This is a genomic window from Dyadobacter sp. CY347 (genome assembly GCF_021502655.1).
Lineage (GTDB): Bacteria > Bacteroidota > Bacteroidia > Cytophagales > Spirosomataceae > Dyadobacter.
This window is the reverse complement of record NZ_JAKFFT010000011.1, coordinates 135,201-154,304: the sequence shown is the minus strand read 5'-3', so window position 1 is coordinate 154,304 and position 19,104 is coordinate 135,201. Positions and strand designations below refer to the sequence as shown.

At 45.6% G+C, this 19,104-nt stretch carries 16 protein-coding genes; 14 read left to right on the top strand and 2 right to left on the bottom strand.

Annotation, left to right across the window (positions count from 1 at the left end; translation table 11 throughout):
- The first annotated feature begins 12 nt into the window (after positions 1-12).
- The 5 genes from L0659_RS24810 to L0659_RS24790 all read left to right on the top strand — a co-directional run bounded on the left by L0659_RS24810 (position 13) and on the right by L0659_RS24790 (position 7,814).
- Positions 13-1,677, top strand: coding sequence for a CTP synthase (locus tag L0659_RS24810; RefSeq protein WP_235129307.1), 1,665 nt, complete (start codon positions 13-15; stop codon positions 1,675-1,677).
- An 84-nt stretch (positions 1,678-1,761) separates the two neighbouring features.
- Positions 1,762-3,588 (top strand): membrane protein insertase YidC, encoded by a 1,827-nt coding sequence (yidC, locus tag L0659_RS24805; RefSeq protein ID WP_235129306.1) that lies wholly within the window; start codon positions 1,762-1,764, stop codon positions 3,586-3,588.
- Between the two features lie 121 nt (positions 3,589-3,709).
- On the top strand, positions 3,710-5,422 hold the full coding sequence (locus L0659_RS24800; RefSeq protein WP_235129305.1) for an ABC transporter substrate-binding protein: 1,713 nt from the start codon (positions 3,710-3,712) through the stop codon (positions 5,420-5,422).
- Between the two features lie 18 nt (positions 5,423-5,440).
- Complete coding sequence (gene hemL / locus L0659_RS24795; RefSeq protein WP_235129304.1) at positions 5,441-6,736, top strand: glutamate-1-semialdehyde 2,1-aminomutase; 1,296 nt, start codon at positions 5,441-5,443, stop codon at positions 6,734-6,736.
- A gap of 67 nt (positions 6,737-6,803) precedes the next feature.
- On the top strand, positions 6,804-7,814 hold the full coding sequence (locus tag L0659_RS24790; protein ID WP_235129303.1) for a glycosyltransferase family 2 protein: 1,011 nt from the start codon (positions 6,804-6,806) through the stop codon (positions 7,812-7,814).
- Between the two features lie 73 nt (positions 7,815-7,887).
- Here the strand turns inward: L0659_RS24790 and L0659_RS24785 are convergent, their stop codons facing one another.
- Positions 7,888-8,661, bottom strand: coding sequence for a class I SAM-dependent methyltransferase (locus L0659_RS24785; RefSeq protein WP_235129302.1), 774 nt, complete (start codon positions 8,659-8,661; stop codon positions 7,888-7,890).
- 58 nt (positions 8,662-8,719) lie between these two features.
- Here L0659_RS24785 and L0659_RS24780 point away from each other — a divergent pair, with 58 nt between their 5' ends.
- Positions 8,720-9,094, top strand: a complete 375-nt coding sequence (locus L0659_RS24780; protein WP_235129301.1) for a hypothetical protein — start codon at positions 8,720-8,722, stop codon at positions 9,092-9,094.
- A 34-nt stretch (positions 9,095-9,128) separates the two neighbouring features.
- Here L0659_RS24780 and L0659_RS24775 read toward each other — a convergent pair whose 3' ends face one another.
- Positions 9,129-9,281, bottom strand: coding sequence for a hypothetical protein (locus L0659_RS24775; RefSeq protein WP_169719995.1), 153 nt, complete (start codon positions 9,279-9,281; stop codon positions 9,129-9,131).
- Between the two features lie 230 nt (positions 9,282-9,511).
- Between L0659_RS24775 and hisS the strand changes: the two genes are divergently transcribed.
- The 8 genes from hisS to L0659_RS26440 all read left to right on the top strand — a co-directional run bounded on the left by hisS (position 9,512) and on the right by L0659_RS26440 (position 19,025).
- On the top strand, positions 9,512-10,882 hold the full coding sequence (gene hisS, locus L0659_RS24770; protein ID WP_235129300.1) for a histidine--tRNA ligase: 1,371 nt from the start codon (positions 9,512-9,514) through the stop codon (positions 10,880-10,882).
- A gap of 47 nt (positions 10,883-10,929) precedes the next feature.
- Positions 10,930-11,793 (top strand): ATP phosphoribosyltransferase, encoded by an 864-nt coding sequence (gene hisG, locus L0659_RS24765; RefSeq protein ID WP_235129299.1) that lies wholly within the window; start codon positions 10,930-10,932, stop codon positions 11,791-11,793.
- Between the two features lie 4 nt (positions 11,794-11,797).
- Positions 11,798-13,066, top strand: a complete 1,269-nt coding sequence (gene hisD / locus L0659_RS24760) for a histidinol dehydrogenase (RefSeq protein WP_235129298.1) — start codon at positions 11,798-11,800, stop codon at positions 13,064-13,066.
- 69 nt (positions 13,067-13,135) lie between these two features.
- Positions 13,136-13,564 carry an antitoxin Xre/MbcA/ParS toxin-binding domain-containing protein gene (locus L0659_RS24755; RefSeq protein ID WP_235129297.1) on the top strand — a complete coding sequence of 143 codons (429 nt, stop codon included), beginning with the start codon at positions 13,136-13,138 and terminating at the stop codon, positions 13,562-13,564.
- On the top strand, positions 13,564-14,022 hold the full coding sequence (locus L0659_RS24750) for an RES family NAD+ phosphorylase (RefSeq protein ID WP_235129296.1): 459 nt from the start codon (positions 13,564-13,566) through the stop codon (positions 14,020-14,022). Before L0659_RS24755 ends, L0659_RS24750 begins: the two co-directional genes overlap by 1 nt.
- A 27-nt stretch (positions 14,023-14,049) precedes the next feature.
- Positions 14,050-15,123 carry a histidinol-phosphate transaminase gene (hisC, locus tag L0659_RS24745; RefSeq protein WP_235129295.1) on the top strand — a complete coding sequence of 358 codons (1,074 nt, stop codon included), beginning with the start codon at positions 14,050-14,052 and terminating at the stop codon, positions 15,121-15,123.
- Between the two features lie 52 nt (positions 15,124-15,175).
- Entirely contained in the window at positions 15,176-15,697 is a 522-nt protein-coding gene (locus L0659_RS24740; protein WP_235129294.1) for a hypothetical protein, read from the top strand.
- A gap of 1 nt (position 15,698) precedes the next feature.
- Entirely contained in the window at positions 15,699-19,025 is a 3,327-nt protein-coding gene (locus L0659_RS26440) for a UvrD-helicase domain-containing protein (protein ID WP_235129293.1), read from the top strand.
- Positions 19,026-19,104: the final 79 nt, after the last annotated feature.

Genomic DNA, 19,104 nt, shown 5'->3' with positions numbered 1-19,104 from the left:
AAGCAACGTCTTATGGCTTCCAAAGCACGAAAGACCGCGAAGTACATTTTCGTTACGGGCGGTGTAACATCTTCACTTGGCAAAGGAATCATTGCCTCTTCATTAGCAAAACTACTGCAAGCCAGAGGGCTTTCTGTTACGATTCAAAAATTCGATCCATATCTTAATATTGACCCGGGTACAATGAATCCCTACGAGCACGGTGAGTGCTATGTAACGGACGACGGTGCTGAAACGGATCTCGATCTGGGGCATTATGAGCGTTTTTTAAATGTTCGCACGTCTCAGGCCAACAATGTTACTACGGGCCGCATTTACCACAACGTCATCACAGCTGAACGCCGTGGCGATTTCCTCGGGAAGACCGTTCAGGTTGTTCCGCACATTACGGACGAGCTGAAAAGGAATATGCTCCTGCTCGGACAAACGGGCGATTACGATATTGTTATTACGGAAATCGGTGGCTGCGTAGGGGATATAGAGTCACTTCCGTTCCTGGAAGCGGTTCGTCAGGTTAAGTTTGAGATGGAAGAGCATAATACGCTCGTGATCCATCTGACCCTGATCCCTTACTTGAATTCTGCCGGGGAGCTGAAAACCAAACCGACGCAACACTCGGTGAGAATGCTGCAAGAAGCGGGGATCCAGCCTGATATTCTGGTTTGCCGCACGGAACATCCGCTTCCTTACGATATCCGCAAAAAAATCGCGCTTTTCTGCAATGTTCAGGTGAATTCTGTCATTGAAGCTATGGACGCGGATACGATTTACGCCGTTCCTTTGCTGATGCTGAAAGAAAGACTCGATCAGCGCGCATTGTATATGCTCGATATTTACAATGATAAGGACGTGGATCTGGATGCCTGGAAAACGTTTTTATCCCGCTACAAAAATCCGGTTGATTCCATCCGCATTGGTTTGGTAGGAAAATATGTAGAGTTGCATGATGCTTACAAGTCGATCGTTGAGTCCTTTATCCACGCCGGGGCAGCCAATGAATGTAAGGTCAACATTGAATGGATCCATTCCGAAAGCCTGACTGCTGAAAATGCGGTTGAAAAACTCGAAAACCTGGACGGTGTTCTGGTAGCGCCCGGTTTTGGTGAAAGAGGAATTGAAGGAAAGATCGCCGCGATCCAGTATGTGCGTGAAAACAACATTCCTTTCTTTGGGATTTGTCTGGGTATGCAAATGGCTGTCATTGAATACGCCAGAAATGTGATCGGCTGGGGTGGTGCGCATTCGGTTGAAATGGACGTCAACACCGATCATCCTGTGATCCACCTGATGAAAGACCAGAAAGATGTTTCGAATAAAGGCGGCACAATGCGTTTAGGTGCATATCCGTGCAAGATCAAAAAAGACACGCTGGCAAGCCGGATCTATGGCAAAACCAACATCAGCGAGCGTCACCGTCACCGCTACGAGTTCAACAACAAGTATCTCAAAGATTTCGAGGATAAAGGACTTATCGCAACCGGGATTAACCCCGACAACAATCTTGTTGAAATGGTTGAGCTTCCAGGGCATCCGTTCTACATCGGCGTTCAGTTTCACCCGGAGCTGAAAAGTACGGTGATGAACCCACATCCGATTTTTGTGAACTTCGTGAGTGCCGCATTGTCTTATTCGCTCGAAAAGAGATCTGTTGAATCGCTGAACACCTCAATCCACTGATCACAAAAAAGGCCGATAAGGAAAAAACTTATTACCTTTGCCGTCCCGTAACGGGTTTACTATTTCAATAATTTTAAGTAAATAATGGATAAAAATTTTATCATCGGCTTAGTATTAATCATGCTAATGCTGATTGGCTACCAGATACTGGTTCCAAAACCTGTGGAACCTGCACCTGTGGAGCAAGTAAAAACAGTAACTTCAAAACCCTCTGTTCAATCCCCGACAGCTTCGGATTCAACCAACTTATCTGCTCAATCCACTGATTCAAACTCGGTAGCGCAAGTCGCTCCGAAAGACCTGGTTATCGAGACAAATGATACGCGCATTGTGTTCTCGAACAAAGGCGGGATCATGAAAGAGGTAATGTTGAAAAAATACAAAACCTACGATCAAAAGCCGCTTTACCTGATTGCAGAAAATCATAACAGTTTCCGCATCAACTTTCCTACTGCAACAGGTGATGTTCGCTTGACGGACATGTTCTTCACCACTGAGGCGCAAAATCAGAAAGTAGGTGAAAAGGACTCATTAATAGTAACTTACCGGGCTCCGCTGAAAGGCAACCAGTTTGTTGAACAAACTTATGTGGTGCACGGAAGTGGTTATGTGATCGATTACGGCATCAAATCCAATGCCACAGGATCAAGCGATAAACTGGTTCAGCTGGACTGGAACAATGATCTGCTGCAACTGGAAAATGATATGCACAAGAACCGCGAGGTGGTCACGATCAACTATTATACGGACGATCTTCAAAGCCTTGCGACCAGCCCGACAGCAACCGAAGAAGAGAAAACGGCCGAGCCGGTTAAGTGGTTTACGATTAAACATAAATACTTTCTTGCCGGTCTGATCGCGGATAAGCATCCGTTTGGTAATGTGGCTGTACGGGCTGACGTAAACCCTGCGGATTCGACCATCGTAAAGACAATGCATGTTTCGGCCGGGATCCCGATGTCTGCCGTACAGAAAGGGGAGGCCAATTACCAGTTCTTCCTCGGACCAAATGATTATCACTTGGTCGATAAGGTTAAAGCTGAGAATTTCGACCAGAATGTGTATCTCGGATATGCGTTTTTAAAGCCTATCAACAAGTTCTTCCTTGTTCCGCTATTTAACTTTTTAGAAAAATTTGTGAGCAATTATGGTCTTCTGATCATTCTGCTGGTAATTTTTGTAAAAACAATCCTGACACCGCTTACTTACAAGTCATACATCAGCATGGCAAAAATGCGGTTGCTGGCACCCGAGCTGGAACAGATACGCAGCCAGAACCCGGATGATATGGCCAAGCAGCAGCAGGATCAGATGAAGCTGTATCAGGAAGTAGGAGTAAGCCCGCTCAGCGGCTGTATACCCGTGCTGGCGACTATGCCGATCCTGTTTTCACTCTTTTTCCTCTTTCCCAATTTAATTGAGCTGCGACAGCAGCCCTTCCTCTGGGCGAGTGACCTTTCAACTTATGATTCATTCATCAAGTTACCGTTTACAGTTCCTTTCGGTGTAGGAAACCACATTAGCTTGTTCACAGTCCTTATGACGGCGTCAAGCATTGGTTATGCCTATTATAACAACCAGATCACGCCAACGCAGCCTGGGCCGGTGAACATGAAAGTGTTGGGTTACATCATGCCTTTAATGTTCATGTTTGTGCTGAACTCGTTTCCGGCTGGTTTGACATTCTATTATTTTGTATCAAACGTAGTGACGATCGCGCAGCAGCTTTTGATCAAACGCTTTGTGAACGAAGACAAGATCCGGAACATTCTGGAAGAGAACAGAAAGAAAAACGCGAATGGCGAGAAGAAGCAGACGAAGTTTCAGAAGTATCTGGAAAAGTCGCTTCAGGCAGCAGAAGAGGCTAAAAAGAAGCAAGCTGAACTTGAAAAACGTTCGAAAAAGAAATAAAAGATTTAATATATCGTAATGTATAGGGCAATGTTTCCAACCGGAAATATTGCCCGTTTTTTTCTCTTAAACCGGATTTTGTAATTTGTCCGCCGTTACTCAATTTTCACCCACTGTTACGATGAAATCAATTATTGTACTCATCTTCATTCTTGCCGGTTTGAGCGATGCCTCATTTGCCCAGAATACCGCGCAAACGGAAAGCAGATATAAATCGGCGCTTGGAGATTATAAACAAGGCCGTTATGCCGCGGCAATGGAGAAACTTTCGCCGTTGACAAGCGTCAATTCAAAAACTACATTTTCAGCCTACGCACATTACTATTATGCGCTTTCTGCTTACCAGTTGAAGCGATTCAAAGAAAGTAAGCAGATGTTACTGCAATTGCAGAGCCGCTATCCCGGCTGGAACCGCATCGCCGACGCGCAATATCTGCTTGGTGCCATTGCATTGGAAGAAGGCAAGACGGATGAAGGACTGGCACATTTGGCCAAAATCAAGGATTCTTCTCTGGCAAAAGATGTATTTTCATTAAAACAACATTATTTCGGTTCGATCACAGATCTTGCTGCGCTGAAAGGTTTGCAAAAACAATATGCGGATGACCGGGACATTGCATTGACATTGGTCCACTTTATCGAAACTTCCCCGAGCTCAACGCAAACTGATTTCCAGATCGCCGAACAGCTTCAAAAGCAATTCAAATTCAGCAAAAAGGAAAAAGTTGCAGTAGCCGAAGAAGCGCCAAAACGCAGCATTCCAAAATCCGAAGGGCAGTGGACAAAAGGTTACTACGATGTTTCTGTGCTCCTTCCTTTCCGATTGGATGAATTCAGCACTGCAAAACGTCGTTCAAACCAATTTGCTTACGACTACTATCAGGGCCTGATCATGGCCAAGGAGCAACTTGCCGCTGAGGGGATTAATGTGAACCTTTGGGCATATGACGTGGGCGCAGATGCCAGAACAGTTGAGCCGATTGTTGGTAATAAGAACTTTCAGCAATCTGATATGGTGATCGGGCCGTTGTATCCCGCCACATTTGAGGTAACTGCCGGCAATGTGGCCAATAGCAATGCGATCATGCTTAACCCGCTGTCAACCGATGGTAACCTGCTGAAATCCGGCTCAAACATTTATCTGGCTCATCCGTCCATCGCTTTTCAAATGCAGAAAGCGGCGCAATGGATGAAAACGCAGGCCATGGGCTCATCGGCTGCGATCTATTACGGTGGCACATCGAAGGATTCTGCAATGGCATTTTCTTATGCAAATGAATGGAAAAGCAAAAGTGGGAAAGTGCTGGAAATGCTTAAAATCCAATCATCCCGCGAATGGCTTGAAAACAATCTTTCTACATTTGAAACTGCAAAACCATCACATATTGCGCTTTTCTCAACAGATGGCGCTTCCGGTTCAATGTTGATGGAAGTTCTGAATGGCCGTAAATTGACAGCAACGCCAGTGCTGAGCACATCCACCAGTTTCAGCACGCAGCAATCCAGGCTTAGCAGATACGCATCACGGCTCTATCTGATCGATACGGATTATGTGGACCGTGAAAAAGAGAACATTCGGGAGTTTCAGAAAAATTACTGGAACAAAACGAACACATTCCCGTCTGTTTATTCCTATCAGGGATTTGACCAACTGCTATTTTTTGTGCGCATGCTTGCTAAGCACAAAGACAAATTTCAGGACGGCTTACAATCCGCAAGACCTGGTGAAGACGAATATCTTTTGTCAGGATTTAATTTTACGAAAGCAAACGAGAATCAGATTACACCTGTTTTGAAACATAACGGCTCCAAATGGACGCCAGTAGACAGGTAACCCAAATTAGCGTATCCAATGAATATTGAAACGAGTCAGCATCTTTTCGAAAAAGCACAACATTTTATTCCTGGCGGTGTAAATTCTCCTGTCCGGGCATTCCGCGCGGTAGGAGGGTCTCCGGTTTTCATTAAGTCTGCAAAAGGGCCTTACGTCTATGATGAGGACGATAATCAATATATAGAATTAATCAATTCGTGGGGGCCAATGATCCTGGGGCATGCCAATGAGCTGATCCAGAAAGCCGTTTATGATGCGATCCAGCATTCATTTTCTTTCGGCGCACCTACGCGCAGGGAGGTTGAAATGGCTGAGCTGATCGTCAGCATGGTGCCTTCGATTGAAAAGGTGAGAATGGTAAATTCCGGCACGGAAGCCACAATGTCTGCCATTAGGGTTGCCAGGGGATTCACCGGGAGAGATAAAATTATCAAGTTTGAAGGTTGCTATCACGGTCATGGTGACAGCTTTTTAATCGCAGCTGGAAGCGGCGCAGTAACATTCGGCACACCGGACAGCCCGGGCGTCACGAAAGGCGTTGCAAACGATACATTAACCGCCCCATTCAACGACCTGGAAGCGGTTCAAACGTTGGTTAAGGCAAACAAAAATGCTATTGCAGCATTAATCCTGGAACCCGTAGTGGGTAACATGGGATGTGTGCTCCCGGCGGAAGGTTTTTTGCAAGGGTTGCGCAAAATTTGTGATGAAGAGGGAATCGTCCTGATCCTGGACGAAGTAATGACGGGCTTCCGTTTGGCCAAAGGCGGAGCGCAGGAAAGGTTCGGAATAACGCCGGATCTAACAACGTTAGGAAAGATTATAGGCGGAGGAATGCCCGTAGGAGCCTATGGAGGCAGGGCCGACATTATGAACAAGGTTTCACCAGCCGGTCCGGTTTACCAGGCAGGAACACTGTCAGGTAATCCGATTGCGATGGCGGCAGGCCTTACAATGCTGAATTATCTCAATGATCACCCTGAGGTTTACACTCAACTGGAAGCATCAGGAGAAAAATTGTCAAACGGTTTTAAAGCATCCATGCAGAAGCTCGGTTTAAACTATACATTAAACCACATCGGCTCCATGTACACGTTGTTCTTCACAGACCAGCCGGTAACAGACTTCCCGTCCGCAAAATCATCTGATTTGCCACTGTTCGGAAGATATTTTCACGCCATGCTGGACAGGGGCATCTATATGGGCCCATCCCAATTCGAAAGCATGTTCCTATCAACCGCACTGGAAGACAAACATTTAGATACAATCATACAGGCGAACGAAGAATCACTAAAAGAGATTTTAAGCTTATAAAGTCCATTCGCTCATTCACTCATTCACTCATTCATCGCACCGGCGACCCAGTCACTCACTCATTAAAATGCGCCAATATTCCATCATTATCCCTGTCTACAACCGTCCCGACGAGTTGCAGGAGCTGCTGGAATGTCTTGTGAAGCAAACGGTAAAGCATTTTGAAGTGATCATTGTTGAAGACGGTTCCAAGATCAAGGCGGATGCAGTCGTCAAATCTTTTGAAGATAAACTCGATATTAGATATTTCTTCAAAGAAAACGGCGGGCAGGGCTTTGCCAGAAACCACGGCTTCGAGCGCGCTAACGGCGATTATTTTATCCTGCTGGACTCCGATGCATTAATCGAGCCGAATTACCTGGCTGTGGTCGAGCAGAAATTAAACACAGATTACGTCGATTTATACGGCGGCCCGGACACGGATCATCCATCATTTACACCCATACAAAAAGCCATCAGCTATTCCATGACCTCCGTTTTCACAACCGGCGGGATCAGGGGAAAGAAGAATAATATGGGCGGAACATTTCATCCAAGAAGCTTTAATATGGGCCTTTCCAGGCTGGTTTGGGAGAAAACCGGCGGGTTTCTGACCAGCCGGATGGGGGAGGACATTCTCTTCAGCATTGCCGCGTTACGCCTGGGTTTTCGCTCCGCATTGATCCCGGAAGCATTCATTTACCACAAACGCCGCACGCAGTTTGTTCCGTTTTTCAGGCAACTGAAATTCTTTGGGAGAGCGAGGATCAACATTGCCCGTTTCTACCCTGATGAGCTAAAACTGGTGCATACATTTCCGCTACTTTTCACATTAGCCGTTTGCAGCATTCCTTTCTGGTTTCTGATCTTCAAGCCGTTTTTCTATCTGGGTCTGATTGTTCTCGGCACATACATTGCGCTGCTTTTTATCGACGCATTGAGAAAAACAAAGAGCATCGAAGTTGCATTCCTCAGCATAGGGGCTGCGTTTGTACAGCTTTTCGGCTACGGAATCGGCTTCATGGAAGAAGGCTGGAAAAGGCTCTTCGAAAAAAAATCGCACCGGGAAACCGGCGCGACTATTGAATATCCTTCATAATTATAAAAAGAATTGAAAAAATAATTATTATCTATTGCCCCGGGCTTAAGCCCGGGGCAAAGTTTAAATTGGATTATATTTTTTGACAGAAATAGACAATCTCTTCTCCTGGCAATGCATATTTGGCAACCTCCGCTTTACTCAGCTCATCCATCACAAACCGATCCTCATTCACAGTAAAACCACCTTTCTCCAACTCCCGGCCGTAATTCCGTCCAAACAACCTTAAATGGTCGTTTTGTAAAAAATACTTTTCCCTTTCCTTAGGATCTGTGATCGTAGCATCTTCATAAGTCACTTCATATTTCATATCCTGCGGCGATTGGATCAATGCCCAGCCACCCGGTTTCAGCACACGGTGCAGCTCGCTCATGGCCAGAATATAATCGTCCACATGCTCCATTACGTGATTACAAAATGCCACATCAAATGTGTTTTCCGGAAACGGAATCGAATGAATGTCCATTTTGACTTTTGCCAGCGGCGACTCAATGTCCGCGGTGATATAATCCAGATTTTTCATTTGCTCAAAGCGATCAATGAAGCAGTATTCCGGCGCTACGTGCAGGACTTTGTGATTTGCAGTGAAAAAATTAGTCTTTCTTTTGAGATATAGCCCCATTAATCTGTGCCTTTCCAATGACAGGCAACTTGGGCAAAGGGCGTTTTCCCGGCTGGATGTGTTACGGCCATAAGGCAGGAATTTGCGGTAACGGCTTTCACACACAGGACATTCAACCTTATTTCCGATATAAAAAATGCTGAGAAAACGGGCAACCCAGTGACCGACCAGTTGGAGATAGGGCCGGGGAATATACCTTAATACTAAACTAATGATGGATTTCATTAAATCAATTAACTAAAAATTAATAATTTTAGGATCATAACAAGGAAAAAAGTACTAAATGATTCCATCGATCGATCCAAAACCACCTGGCAAGAGGCTTATCAAACGAATGTCAACGCGCACCAAATGGATGATATTAGCTCCGTTCGGCCTGTTGATTTTCAGTTTTGGCCTCACCGTCCTGAGCGAGGCAGCGCACCAGCGCCGGACAGGGATGCCCACGCAGGCTTGGGTTGTATTGGGATTGTATAGTCTTGCGCTGATTAATGGCGGCCTGATCATGTTCGGCGAAGCCCTCCGTTTTCGTATTTTACTGGACGTCCGCAGGGAAACACGCCGGAGCATGCGTCAGCTTGTCCGTAAGATCAATATTAAGTCTGCCAGCAAACACAAGCCCGGTAAAAAAGCAAAAAGCCCTACCAAAACAGATTGACAGGGACTAGTTGATTCCTTTCGTAGATGCTAAATTATTTTTTATTAGCTTCAAACTGAGCCTTTATTGCTTCAACATCAACGTTGCGTACTTCTGGCTTGCGTAAAAGATCTTTGATTTTCGCTGTGCGGTTATTTGCTACTGCTTTGTTTCTGCGACTCTTACGTTTTAATTCCGTAACTCCCATTGTAAAATATTGTTTTGTGAAAGAGCCGCAAAATTAATCATTTTCATGTAAATAATGCAGACAATAGTCACAAATATTGCCTAACCTGCCCTAACTTTACGGTTAAATTGGCCCACAAGCCAAATTAATTACAAATACTGACACCAATTGACATTCGATAGCCGGCAACATTACATGCCGGCTCATCAATTTCAGGTTGCGGTGCGCAGTACATTTACCGAATGAATTCAATGAGTAAACCATCCCTTGCCCGCGGAACCCGAGACTTCGGTCCCGAACAAATGGCAAAACGTACTTTTATTTTTGACACCATCCGCCGCTCTTTCCAACGATACGGATTTTTGCCTCTGGAAACACCAGCCTTTGAAAATCTCTCGGTTTTGATGGGAAAATATGGTGATGAAGGCGACCAGCTTTTATTCAAATTATTGAATTCCGGCGATTTCAGTGGAAAGCTTACTGACTCGGATTGGCACGAAGGTTATAAGCCACTAACTTCAAAAATTTCAGAAAAAGGACTTCGCTATGATCTTACGGTTCCGTTTGCCCGCTATGTGGTGATGAACCGGGGAACGTTGGTTATGCCATTTAAAAGATATCAGATTCAGCCCGTATGGCGCGCAGATCGCCCTCAGAAGGGCCGTTACCGGGAATTTTATCAATGTGATGCGGATGTTGTCGGAACTGATTCGCTGCTTTGCGAAGCGGAGATTGTCTTGCTTTTGCATGAAATCCTGCCTGCATTAGGGATCAATGATTTTACAGTGAAAATCAATAATCGTAAAATCCTTACCGGCATTGCGGATATGATCGGCGCGCACGGTATGGAAGGGCCTCTTTGTGTGGCCATTGATAAATTGGATAAGATAGGAAAAGAGAAAGTCGTGGAAGAACTGCTTGAACGTGGTTTTTCAAACGAAAGCCTGACGCAGCTCGGTCCTGTTTTCACGCTTTCAGATGGTGCTGAACCATTTACAGCATTAAAAAACTGGTTAGGAAGTTCGGAAATTGCCATGAAAGGCATTCAGGAATTGGAGGAAGTGTGGGACCTGGTAACAACGCTTGGACTTGAAAACCCGAAAATACAATTTGATGTGACATTAGCGCGTGGCCTTTCCTATTATACCGGGGCCATTTTTGAAGTCAAAGCAAACAATGTTCAAATTGGCAGCATTTCCGGCGGCGGGCGTTACGATAACCTGACGGGCACTTTTGGTGTTCCGGGCATTTCCGGCGTGGGCATTTCGCTTGGTGTTGACCGGATTTATGATGTTATGGAAGAACTTAACCTTTTTCCTGAAAACCAAAAGACGGCCACAAAGGTTATGATTTCAAACTTTGACCAGCAAGCCTTCCGCTTAGGATTGTCTGTCTTGCCGAAGTTGAGAGCAGCAGGCATCAATGCGGAAATATATCCGGATTCGGTGAAGCTCAAAAAGCAGCTCGATTATGCCGACAGAAAGAACATTCCATTCGTAATCCTCATAGGCTCGGATGAAATGGAAACCGGCCAGCTTACATTGAAAAATATGAAAACAGGCGAGCAGCAGAAATTGAATGCGGAAGAAATCACCGCATTACTCGCCGAAAATAATATCTAAACTAAAATTACTGAACCAAAAGTTGCTTAGCAGAAGCCCACAACACGATGAATGACAACATATTAAGAATTGCAATACAAAAGTCCGGAAGATTAAGTGAAGACTCTCTGAAATTGATCAAAGAGTGTGGGATTCGGTTTGATAATGGTGCCGGGAAATTGAAAACGGACGCTACGAATTTTCCCGCGCAGATTCTTTTCCTTCGGGACGACGATATTCCGGGATATGTTGAGGACGGCGTGGCGCATCTGGGCATCGTTGGTGAGAATGTTTCGGAGGAGTCAAACCGCGATGTGGACACGGTTCATAAGTTGGGGTTCTCCAAATGCAGACTGTCGATCGGCGTGCTGAGAGAACATGATTATAATAATGTTACGGATCTGGAAGGAAAGAGCATTGCAACGACCTATCCGCGTTTGCTCGAAAAATATTTGTCCGAAAATAATGTAAAAGCACAAATTCACGAGATCAGCGGATCCGTGGAAATTGCGCCGAGCATTGGCCTGGCAGATGCGGTTTGCGACATTGTGAGTTCAGGAAGCACGCTTTTGAGCAATGGTCTTAAAGAAGTGGAAACGATCTTCCGTTCAGAAGCGGTGATGATCGCAAGCAAACATCTTTCGGCAGTTCAAAAGGATCTTTTGGATCAGTTGCTTTTCCGTATTAAGTCGGTTCAGGTTGCGAAAAATAACAAATATATTTTGCTCAACTGCCCTACAAGTGCGGTGGAGAGCATTACCAAATTTCTGCCGGGAATGCGGGCTCCTACTATTCTGCCATTGGCGACAGAAGGCTGGTGTTCTTTGCATTCTGTAATTAATGAAAATGAGTTTTGGGAAAATATCGAGAAAATCAGACAGGCTGGTGCAGAGGGGATTCTGGTTATTCCAATTGAAAAAATGATCTTGTAATTGTATGAATATTATTCCATTTCCTGGAAGAGACCAATGGCCCGCATTGCTGGCCCGCCCCGTTCAGGAAGCACAGGATATTGAAGCAAAAGTAAATCCGATCCTTGAAAAGGTGCGGAAAGAAGGTGATCCGGGCATTAAGGAACTGGCGCTGCAATTTGATAAAACGGTTCTGGATAACATTGCTTTCACCGAAGCAGAGCTGGCTGGCGCTGCTGGTAAGCTGGACGATGCCTTAAAACAGGCAATAAAGCAGGCTTACCAGAACATTTATAAATTCCACGAAGCTCAGCTCCAAGCGCCTGAAAAGATAGAAACAATGCCCGGTGTAACTTGCTGGCGGAAGAGTGTCGGCATTGAAAAAGTTGGTATTTACATTCCCGGCGGGTCAGCACCATTATTCAGCACGGTGTTAATGTTAGGGATTCCGGCAAAAATTGCGGGTTGCAAAGAAGTTGTGTTATGCACGCCTTCCGATCACCCGGCCATTCTCTATGCAGCTCAGTTAGTGGGCGTAACCAAAGCATTCCGGATAGGAGGGGCGCAGGCGATTGCTGCTATGGCTTACGGAACGGAGAGTGTTCCAAAGGTTTACAAAATTTTTGGCCCTGGAAATCAGTATGTTACCACGGCTAAAATGCTGATCAGCAAAGAAGGCATTGCCATTGATATGCCTGCCGGACCTTCGGAAGTGGCTGTCTATGCGGATGACAGCGCGGTCCCCGCATTTGTTGCGGCGGACCTTTTGTCACAAGCCGAGCACGGCCCGGATAGCCAGGTGTTGCTCGTTTCGACCAGCAAGAAGCTTCTGTCAGCCGTTAATCTAACATTGTCGTCGCAAATGGACAAGCTTCCAAGACGTGATCTGGCCGCACAATCCATCGCAAACAGCAAAGCAATCCTGCTCGAAACCGAAGAAGAGGCCATTGATCTGCTAAACCAATATGCGGCAGAACATTTGATCTTAAGCGTTGAAAATGCAGAAGCGGTTTCAGAAAAAATAGTGAATGCAGGTTCGATATTCCTGGGCAATTACACGCCCGAATCCTGCGGCGATTATGCATCAGGAACCAACCATACATTGCCTACCAATGGTTACGCACGTGCATACAGCGGCGTTTCGGTGGATAGTTTTGTAAAAAAAATTACCATTCAGAACATTACCAAAGAAGGAATTCAGCAACTTGGCCCTGTTGTGGAGGCAATGGCCGAAGCAGAATCGCTGGATGCGCACAAGCGGGCTGTTAGTATCAGGTTGAAAAGTCTTTTGTAAAAAGGGAATTTTTAATGCTGGAAAAATGTCTTAAATTTGGGGACATTTTTCAAATCAACTAACAGAGCGATGACAGCGTACTTGGTGAATGAACGGCTCGGAGGTTATGGCATCCTGAAACATGCTGTAAAAAATGATTTTGACCTTGCCTATCTGGCAGCGAATGGTGTGCCCAAAGCATCTATTCAGCATTTGGCGGATTCCGTAGGCATGGATGTGAAAGATATCATAGCATTATTGCCCGTAACATCCCGCAACTTGCAACGTTATGACGATGTGGATCTGCTTAGCAATGTTGTTTCGGATCATCTCATTTCGCTTGCGGATCTCTTTTCCATAGGGGTCCGGGTGTTAGGTAAAGAATATTTTTTGGATTGGCTCAACAATGAAATTCCTGCATTGGCGCAGGAGAAACCCATCAGTTTTCTGCGTACACACGCAGGCATAGAACTGATTAAAACAGAGTTGGGACGCATCGAACACGGTATTTTTGCTTAATGGAGCTTTTCAGGATTACACGCACTATTTACAAAGACGATTTAACCGGGATTGGCGCTTTTCATTACGGTGGAAGGTGGAACTCTCCCGGCAGGCCAATGCTCTACGCATCCTCGCACAGGTCGCTGTCGATGCTGGAAGTGCTGGTTCATTCCAGCCGGAGCACGCCGCCGCCTGACTATGTTATCGTGGTGCTCTTTGTGCCGGATAGCATTAAATCGCTGAGCGCGTACACCGTTCAAGACTGGCAGCAGGATCCGCAATGGAGCAAGTCCATAGGGGACGAGTGGCTGGAAGACAATAAGTCGTTGCTATTAAGAGTCCCGTCTGTGGTGGTGACTTCGGAGTACAATTATTTGATCAACACAGCGCATCCAGACGCCAGCGAAATAAAAGTGGTTCAGGTGGAGCCATTTGAATTTGATAAAAGACTATTCTTTTTTTCTAAAAGTAAATAACCGCATCCGAGCGATATTACGGACAGCATGAAAAATACATTTGATCTTCATAAAATACTTCGTCCGCACATTCTTTCACTCGCGCCGTATTCTTCGGCAAGGGATGAATATTCCGGATATTCAGGCATTTTCCTGGATGCCAATGAAAATCCGTACGGGTCTGTGACGGAGGAAAATTACAATCGTTATCCCGATCCTTACCAGTCTGAGATCAAGCGTAAGCTGGCGCCGATCAAGAACATAGGCATCGACCATATTTTCCTGGGAAATGGCAGCGATGAGCCGATAGACTTGCTTACAAGGGCAACCTGCACGCCGGGCCAGGATCACGTGATCATTTTGCCGCCCACTTACGGAATGTATGAAGTAAGCGCGTCCATTCACGATGTGATCATTGATAAAGTGTCATTAACGACTGATTATCAGGTCAATGTAGAAGCTGTCCTTGATGCTGTCACGCCCAAAACAAAAATTATCTGGATCTGTTCACCGAACAATCCTACGGGAAATGTTATGGAGGCAAACGCCATTCAAACGATCCTGGAAAGCTTTGACGGTCTGGTGGTTGTGGACGAAGCTTACATTGATTTTACAGATACGCCTTCCTGGATACAGCATTTGGAAAAATATCCCAATCTGGTGGTCTTGCAAACATTCTCCAAAGCCTGGGGTTTGGCAGGGATCCGGGTAGGAATGTGCTTCGCCAGTCCGGAACTGATCCGCATTTTGAACAAGATCAAACCGCCTTATAATATCAGCCTGCCTGCTCAGAAAGCACTATTGGAAGGTTTGGAAGGAATTGAGAAAAAAGACAAAATGATCGCGGAAATTCTTAAAGAAAGGACTTCCCTGTGTAACATGTTAACGGATTTATCGTTGGTGATAAAAGTGCATGCGACGGATGCCAATTTTCTGCTGGTGCAATTCGATGAAGCAAAGGCCATCATGGATTATCTGATCAGCGAAGAGATTATCGTCAGGGACCGGTCACGTGTTCATCTTTGTGACGGTTGTTTGAGGATCACAGTCGGCACGCAGGAAGAAAATGAAGCATTAATCGACTCTTTGAAAAAATATCAATTGAAAAGCGTAACGGTGTAGCACGCTTTTTTATAAGTGCACACAAATTCAATATCCCCGACAAAAACTCATTATGAATAAATTAGCCTTAACGTTTGCCTTTATCCTCAGCTTTGGTTTTGCACATGCCCAATATGATAACTGGGCCGTTGGTTTCAAATTGGGAGAGCCAACCGGGATCAATATCCGTAAGTATTTCAACAACATCCATGCGCTGGACGTGACAATCGGGACATATGGCGGTATTTTGTCCAAAGACCGCAAGTACAGAGGTGACGAAGGAATTTATAAAAACGCCGGTGTTTCGCTGCAAGTACACTATTTATGGCATACGCCGCTTTTCAATTCGGAGGCTGTGCACGTTTATTATGGATTGGGAGGACAGGTTAACAGCCGCAGATCTTACCCAAAACGCCTGAACGGCAATTATGAAAAAGACATTTCCCTGGGCGGATCGGTGCTGGGCGGAATTGAATATTACATTCCGGATAACCGCATTTCTGTTTTCATGGAAGGTGGAACGTATCTTGAATTGCTACCAAGACCATTTTATCTGAGCCCTAACATTTCAGGAGGCATTCGCTTCAACCTTTAAGGTGTTTAAGGTTTACAGTTCATCGGCAGGGTCGGGTAAGACCTATACGCTTACAAAAGAGTATCTAAAACTTGCCCTGCATTCCAATTCTGACACTTATTTCAGACATATATTAGCTGTCACATTCACGAATGCGGCAGCTAATGAAATGAAAGACCGCATCCTGCTTATGCTGCGGATCTTTTCAGATTCCTTCAATTCGGATGCGGATCCACATCCCATGTTGCGTGATGTGGTAACGGAAATGTACCCGGATACGCTTCAAGACCAAGAACTTTTCCAGGGCGCTTGCCAGCTGATCGCAGGCCGTGCACAACTCGTTTTCAGGCAAATACTGCATCGTTATTCTGACTTTTCGGTGATGACGATTGATAAGTTTACGCAGCGGCTTATCAGCAGTTTTACAGATGAACTTGGCATTCCGTTTATTTTCGAAACACAGCTCGACAGCGATTTGCTGGACGACGCCGTGGACCGTTTGCTCGCACGCATCGGTCAGGATGGTGAAGAAGTGCTTACGGAAATCGTGGAGCGATATTATCGTGAAAATGCCGAAGAGGGGAAAAGCTGGGGCACATTACCCATGCAGATCCGCGGCACCGCCGGCACATTGCTGAGCGAGCAAAGCTACATGCAGATGAAGCGTGTGGAAGACCTCAAAATGCAGGACTGGATTGCGATTCGTAATCAGATGCGGGGTTTTGTACGTGAGCGCGAAGCGCACCTTGCAAAACTTTCAAAGAATGCTTTTCAATTAATACAATCCACTTTCCTTACTGAAAAAGATTTTCACCAGAGCGGAAGAGGCATTTATGGCTACTTCCGCGACAGGAGCGAAGAGAAAAAACTATGGGCGGAACCGAACTCCTATGTTTATAAAACCATTGGGGAAGGCGTTTGGTATGGAGCCAAAACGCCTGTATTAATTAAAGATGAAATTGAGAAGGTAAGGACAGACCTGGAAAATTATTTTCACCAGATCGAGAACATCCGCACTTCCGAAACCCAGAAAATCACGCTTTACGGACAGCTGGACAAACACATTTACAATTTGTCGCTGCTAGGGGAAATCAGGAAAGAATTTGATGCGCTTTTGAAGCAAAACAATCAGGTCCACATTTCTGATTTTAACCGTAAAATCGTTGAAATCGTAGCGCGTGAGCCTGTTCCGTTTATTTTTGAGCGGTTGGGGGAGCGTTATAACCACATTCTGGTTGATGAGTTTCAGGACACGTCAAAGCTGCAATTTGCCAATTTATTGCCGTTGATCGAGAATGCATTATCAGGAGGATTTTTCAATTTGATCGTAGGCGATGCCAAACAATCCATTTACCGGTTTCGAGGTGGCGATATGGACCTTATCTTGCATCTCGCGACAAGCCAGGTCATGGAGCTGGCCAATGTGCTGGGGAACAGTTCGTATAATGCAGAGCGGTTACTTAGCCTGGATAATTATCTGGATGTAAATCATTTGAAAGTCAACCGGCGGAGCCGTCGGGAAATTACTGACTTTAATAATAAGTTCTTTGCATTCATTGCTGAAACGGTCGGTGTTGATAATGTGCTTATCAAAGATGTTTATGATCAGAACTTCCAGCAGGAAATTCCGGATAGCGTGCCTGACGGCGGCCATGTGGAAATTGAGTTTCTTGAACTTCATGAAGAAAACGACGAAACGGAAGAGATAGGCGCCACCGACAGCATTGTAAGACGTTCACTGGAACTGGTCAACGAACTGAGGGCACAGGGTTATGACTGGCGCGACATGGCTATTTTATGTCGGAAGAAAAGAGAGGCAACAGCACTGGCCAGCACGCTGAAAGAAGCAGGATTGCCTTTAATATCGGATGATGCGCTGTCCCTGGGCTATTCAAGATCTCTGCATTTCATCATTTCCTTCATGAAAGTGCTCCTCAGCGCCGACCATCGGCTGGCGCGTTATGAGGCGGCATATCTGTTTCATCACGTCATCAGAAGAGAAAATCCTGCCGCAAGCGAATATGAGCAGATCCGCATTCTTTGCGAGGAAAGCGGTTTGGATACGTTTTTGGAATATTTCAAAAAATGGAACATTAACCTGAGCTCTTTCAGAATGAGGCAATTGTCTGTTTTCGAATTGAGCGAGCAGTTGATGCAGCGTTTCGGATTATTCGCAAACCATTTTGAAAACGAATATTTGTTCCGTTTTCTGGATGTGGTAATGGATTTTGGAAATAGAAAAAGCAATCACCTGGGCGATTTCCTGACCTATTGGGAGTCGGCCAGGCACAAGCTTTCCATCACAATTCCGGACGAAACCAATGCCATCCGCATCACAACCATTCATAAATCCAAAGGCTTGGAATATCCTGTCGTCATTGTGCCCTATGCACATTGGAAAGTGACACCAAACGCCAAGCTGGACCGCCTGTGGCTTGACCTGGATGATGTGGATTATGATGAGCTTACACTAGCCGAACAACCCGATAAAAAGCTGCGGAGCTCCATGGTTTCGGTGGTTAAGGACCTTGAAAATACGGTTATTGCCACGCAGTATACAGATGAGCGTACACGGACATTGGTTGAAAATCTCAATCTTTTATACGTGGCTTTCACCCGGCCGGTGCAACGTTTGTATATCCTGGCCAAACGGGATAGGAAGTGGGAATCGGGGCAGCAGGTGAGCAACTGGCTGCAAAATTATCTGGCTCAGGAAGGTTTTGAGCCTGCATGGAATGAAAACGAATCCAGATACACCATTTCCAATGGCCATAGTGCACCCATGCATGCGCACCGGAAGTCTGATTCACAACCATTTGTACTGAATCATATCCTGAGTAATGACCGAACCGAGTCGTTGCGACTCAGAAGAATGGCTGACCGGATCTTCGATGTTGAAACATTTGAACCGAAACACGACCGTTTACAGAAGATCCGTTATCTGTTAACCCGGCTTAGAACCATTTCGGACCTGCCGCTCGCGCTGGACCGGTTGGTAGGTGAAGGGATTTTTACCAAAGCAGAATCAGCAGCGATTGAGGTGCAGACGAGGGATTTGCTAGATGATCCGGAACTATCAAACCTTTACCAGGATACGGGTAATGTGCAGACAAACAAGGAGTTATTAATTCCGGGCGGAAAGTTACTACACATTGATCGGGTTGTGCAGCAAGCCGACGGCGCATTCATTTTCATGTCGTTTGTGGGAGGAAGCAATGCCGACGAGCCGCGCAGGCATTTGCGCAGGCTGATCAAAACATATGAAGGCGCAGGTAAGAAGTCGCTCGGTGTGTTGATCACGCTGGAAAATGAGCTGGTCGAATGGATCACGGCAAAAGAGAATGGATAGGATAGTTCAAAGTAGAAGTAGTTCATTATCAATATGCGTGAATATTCTATAAAATAGTTAGGCGAAACGCTTCATATCA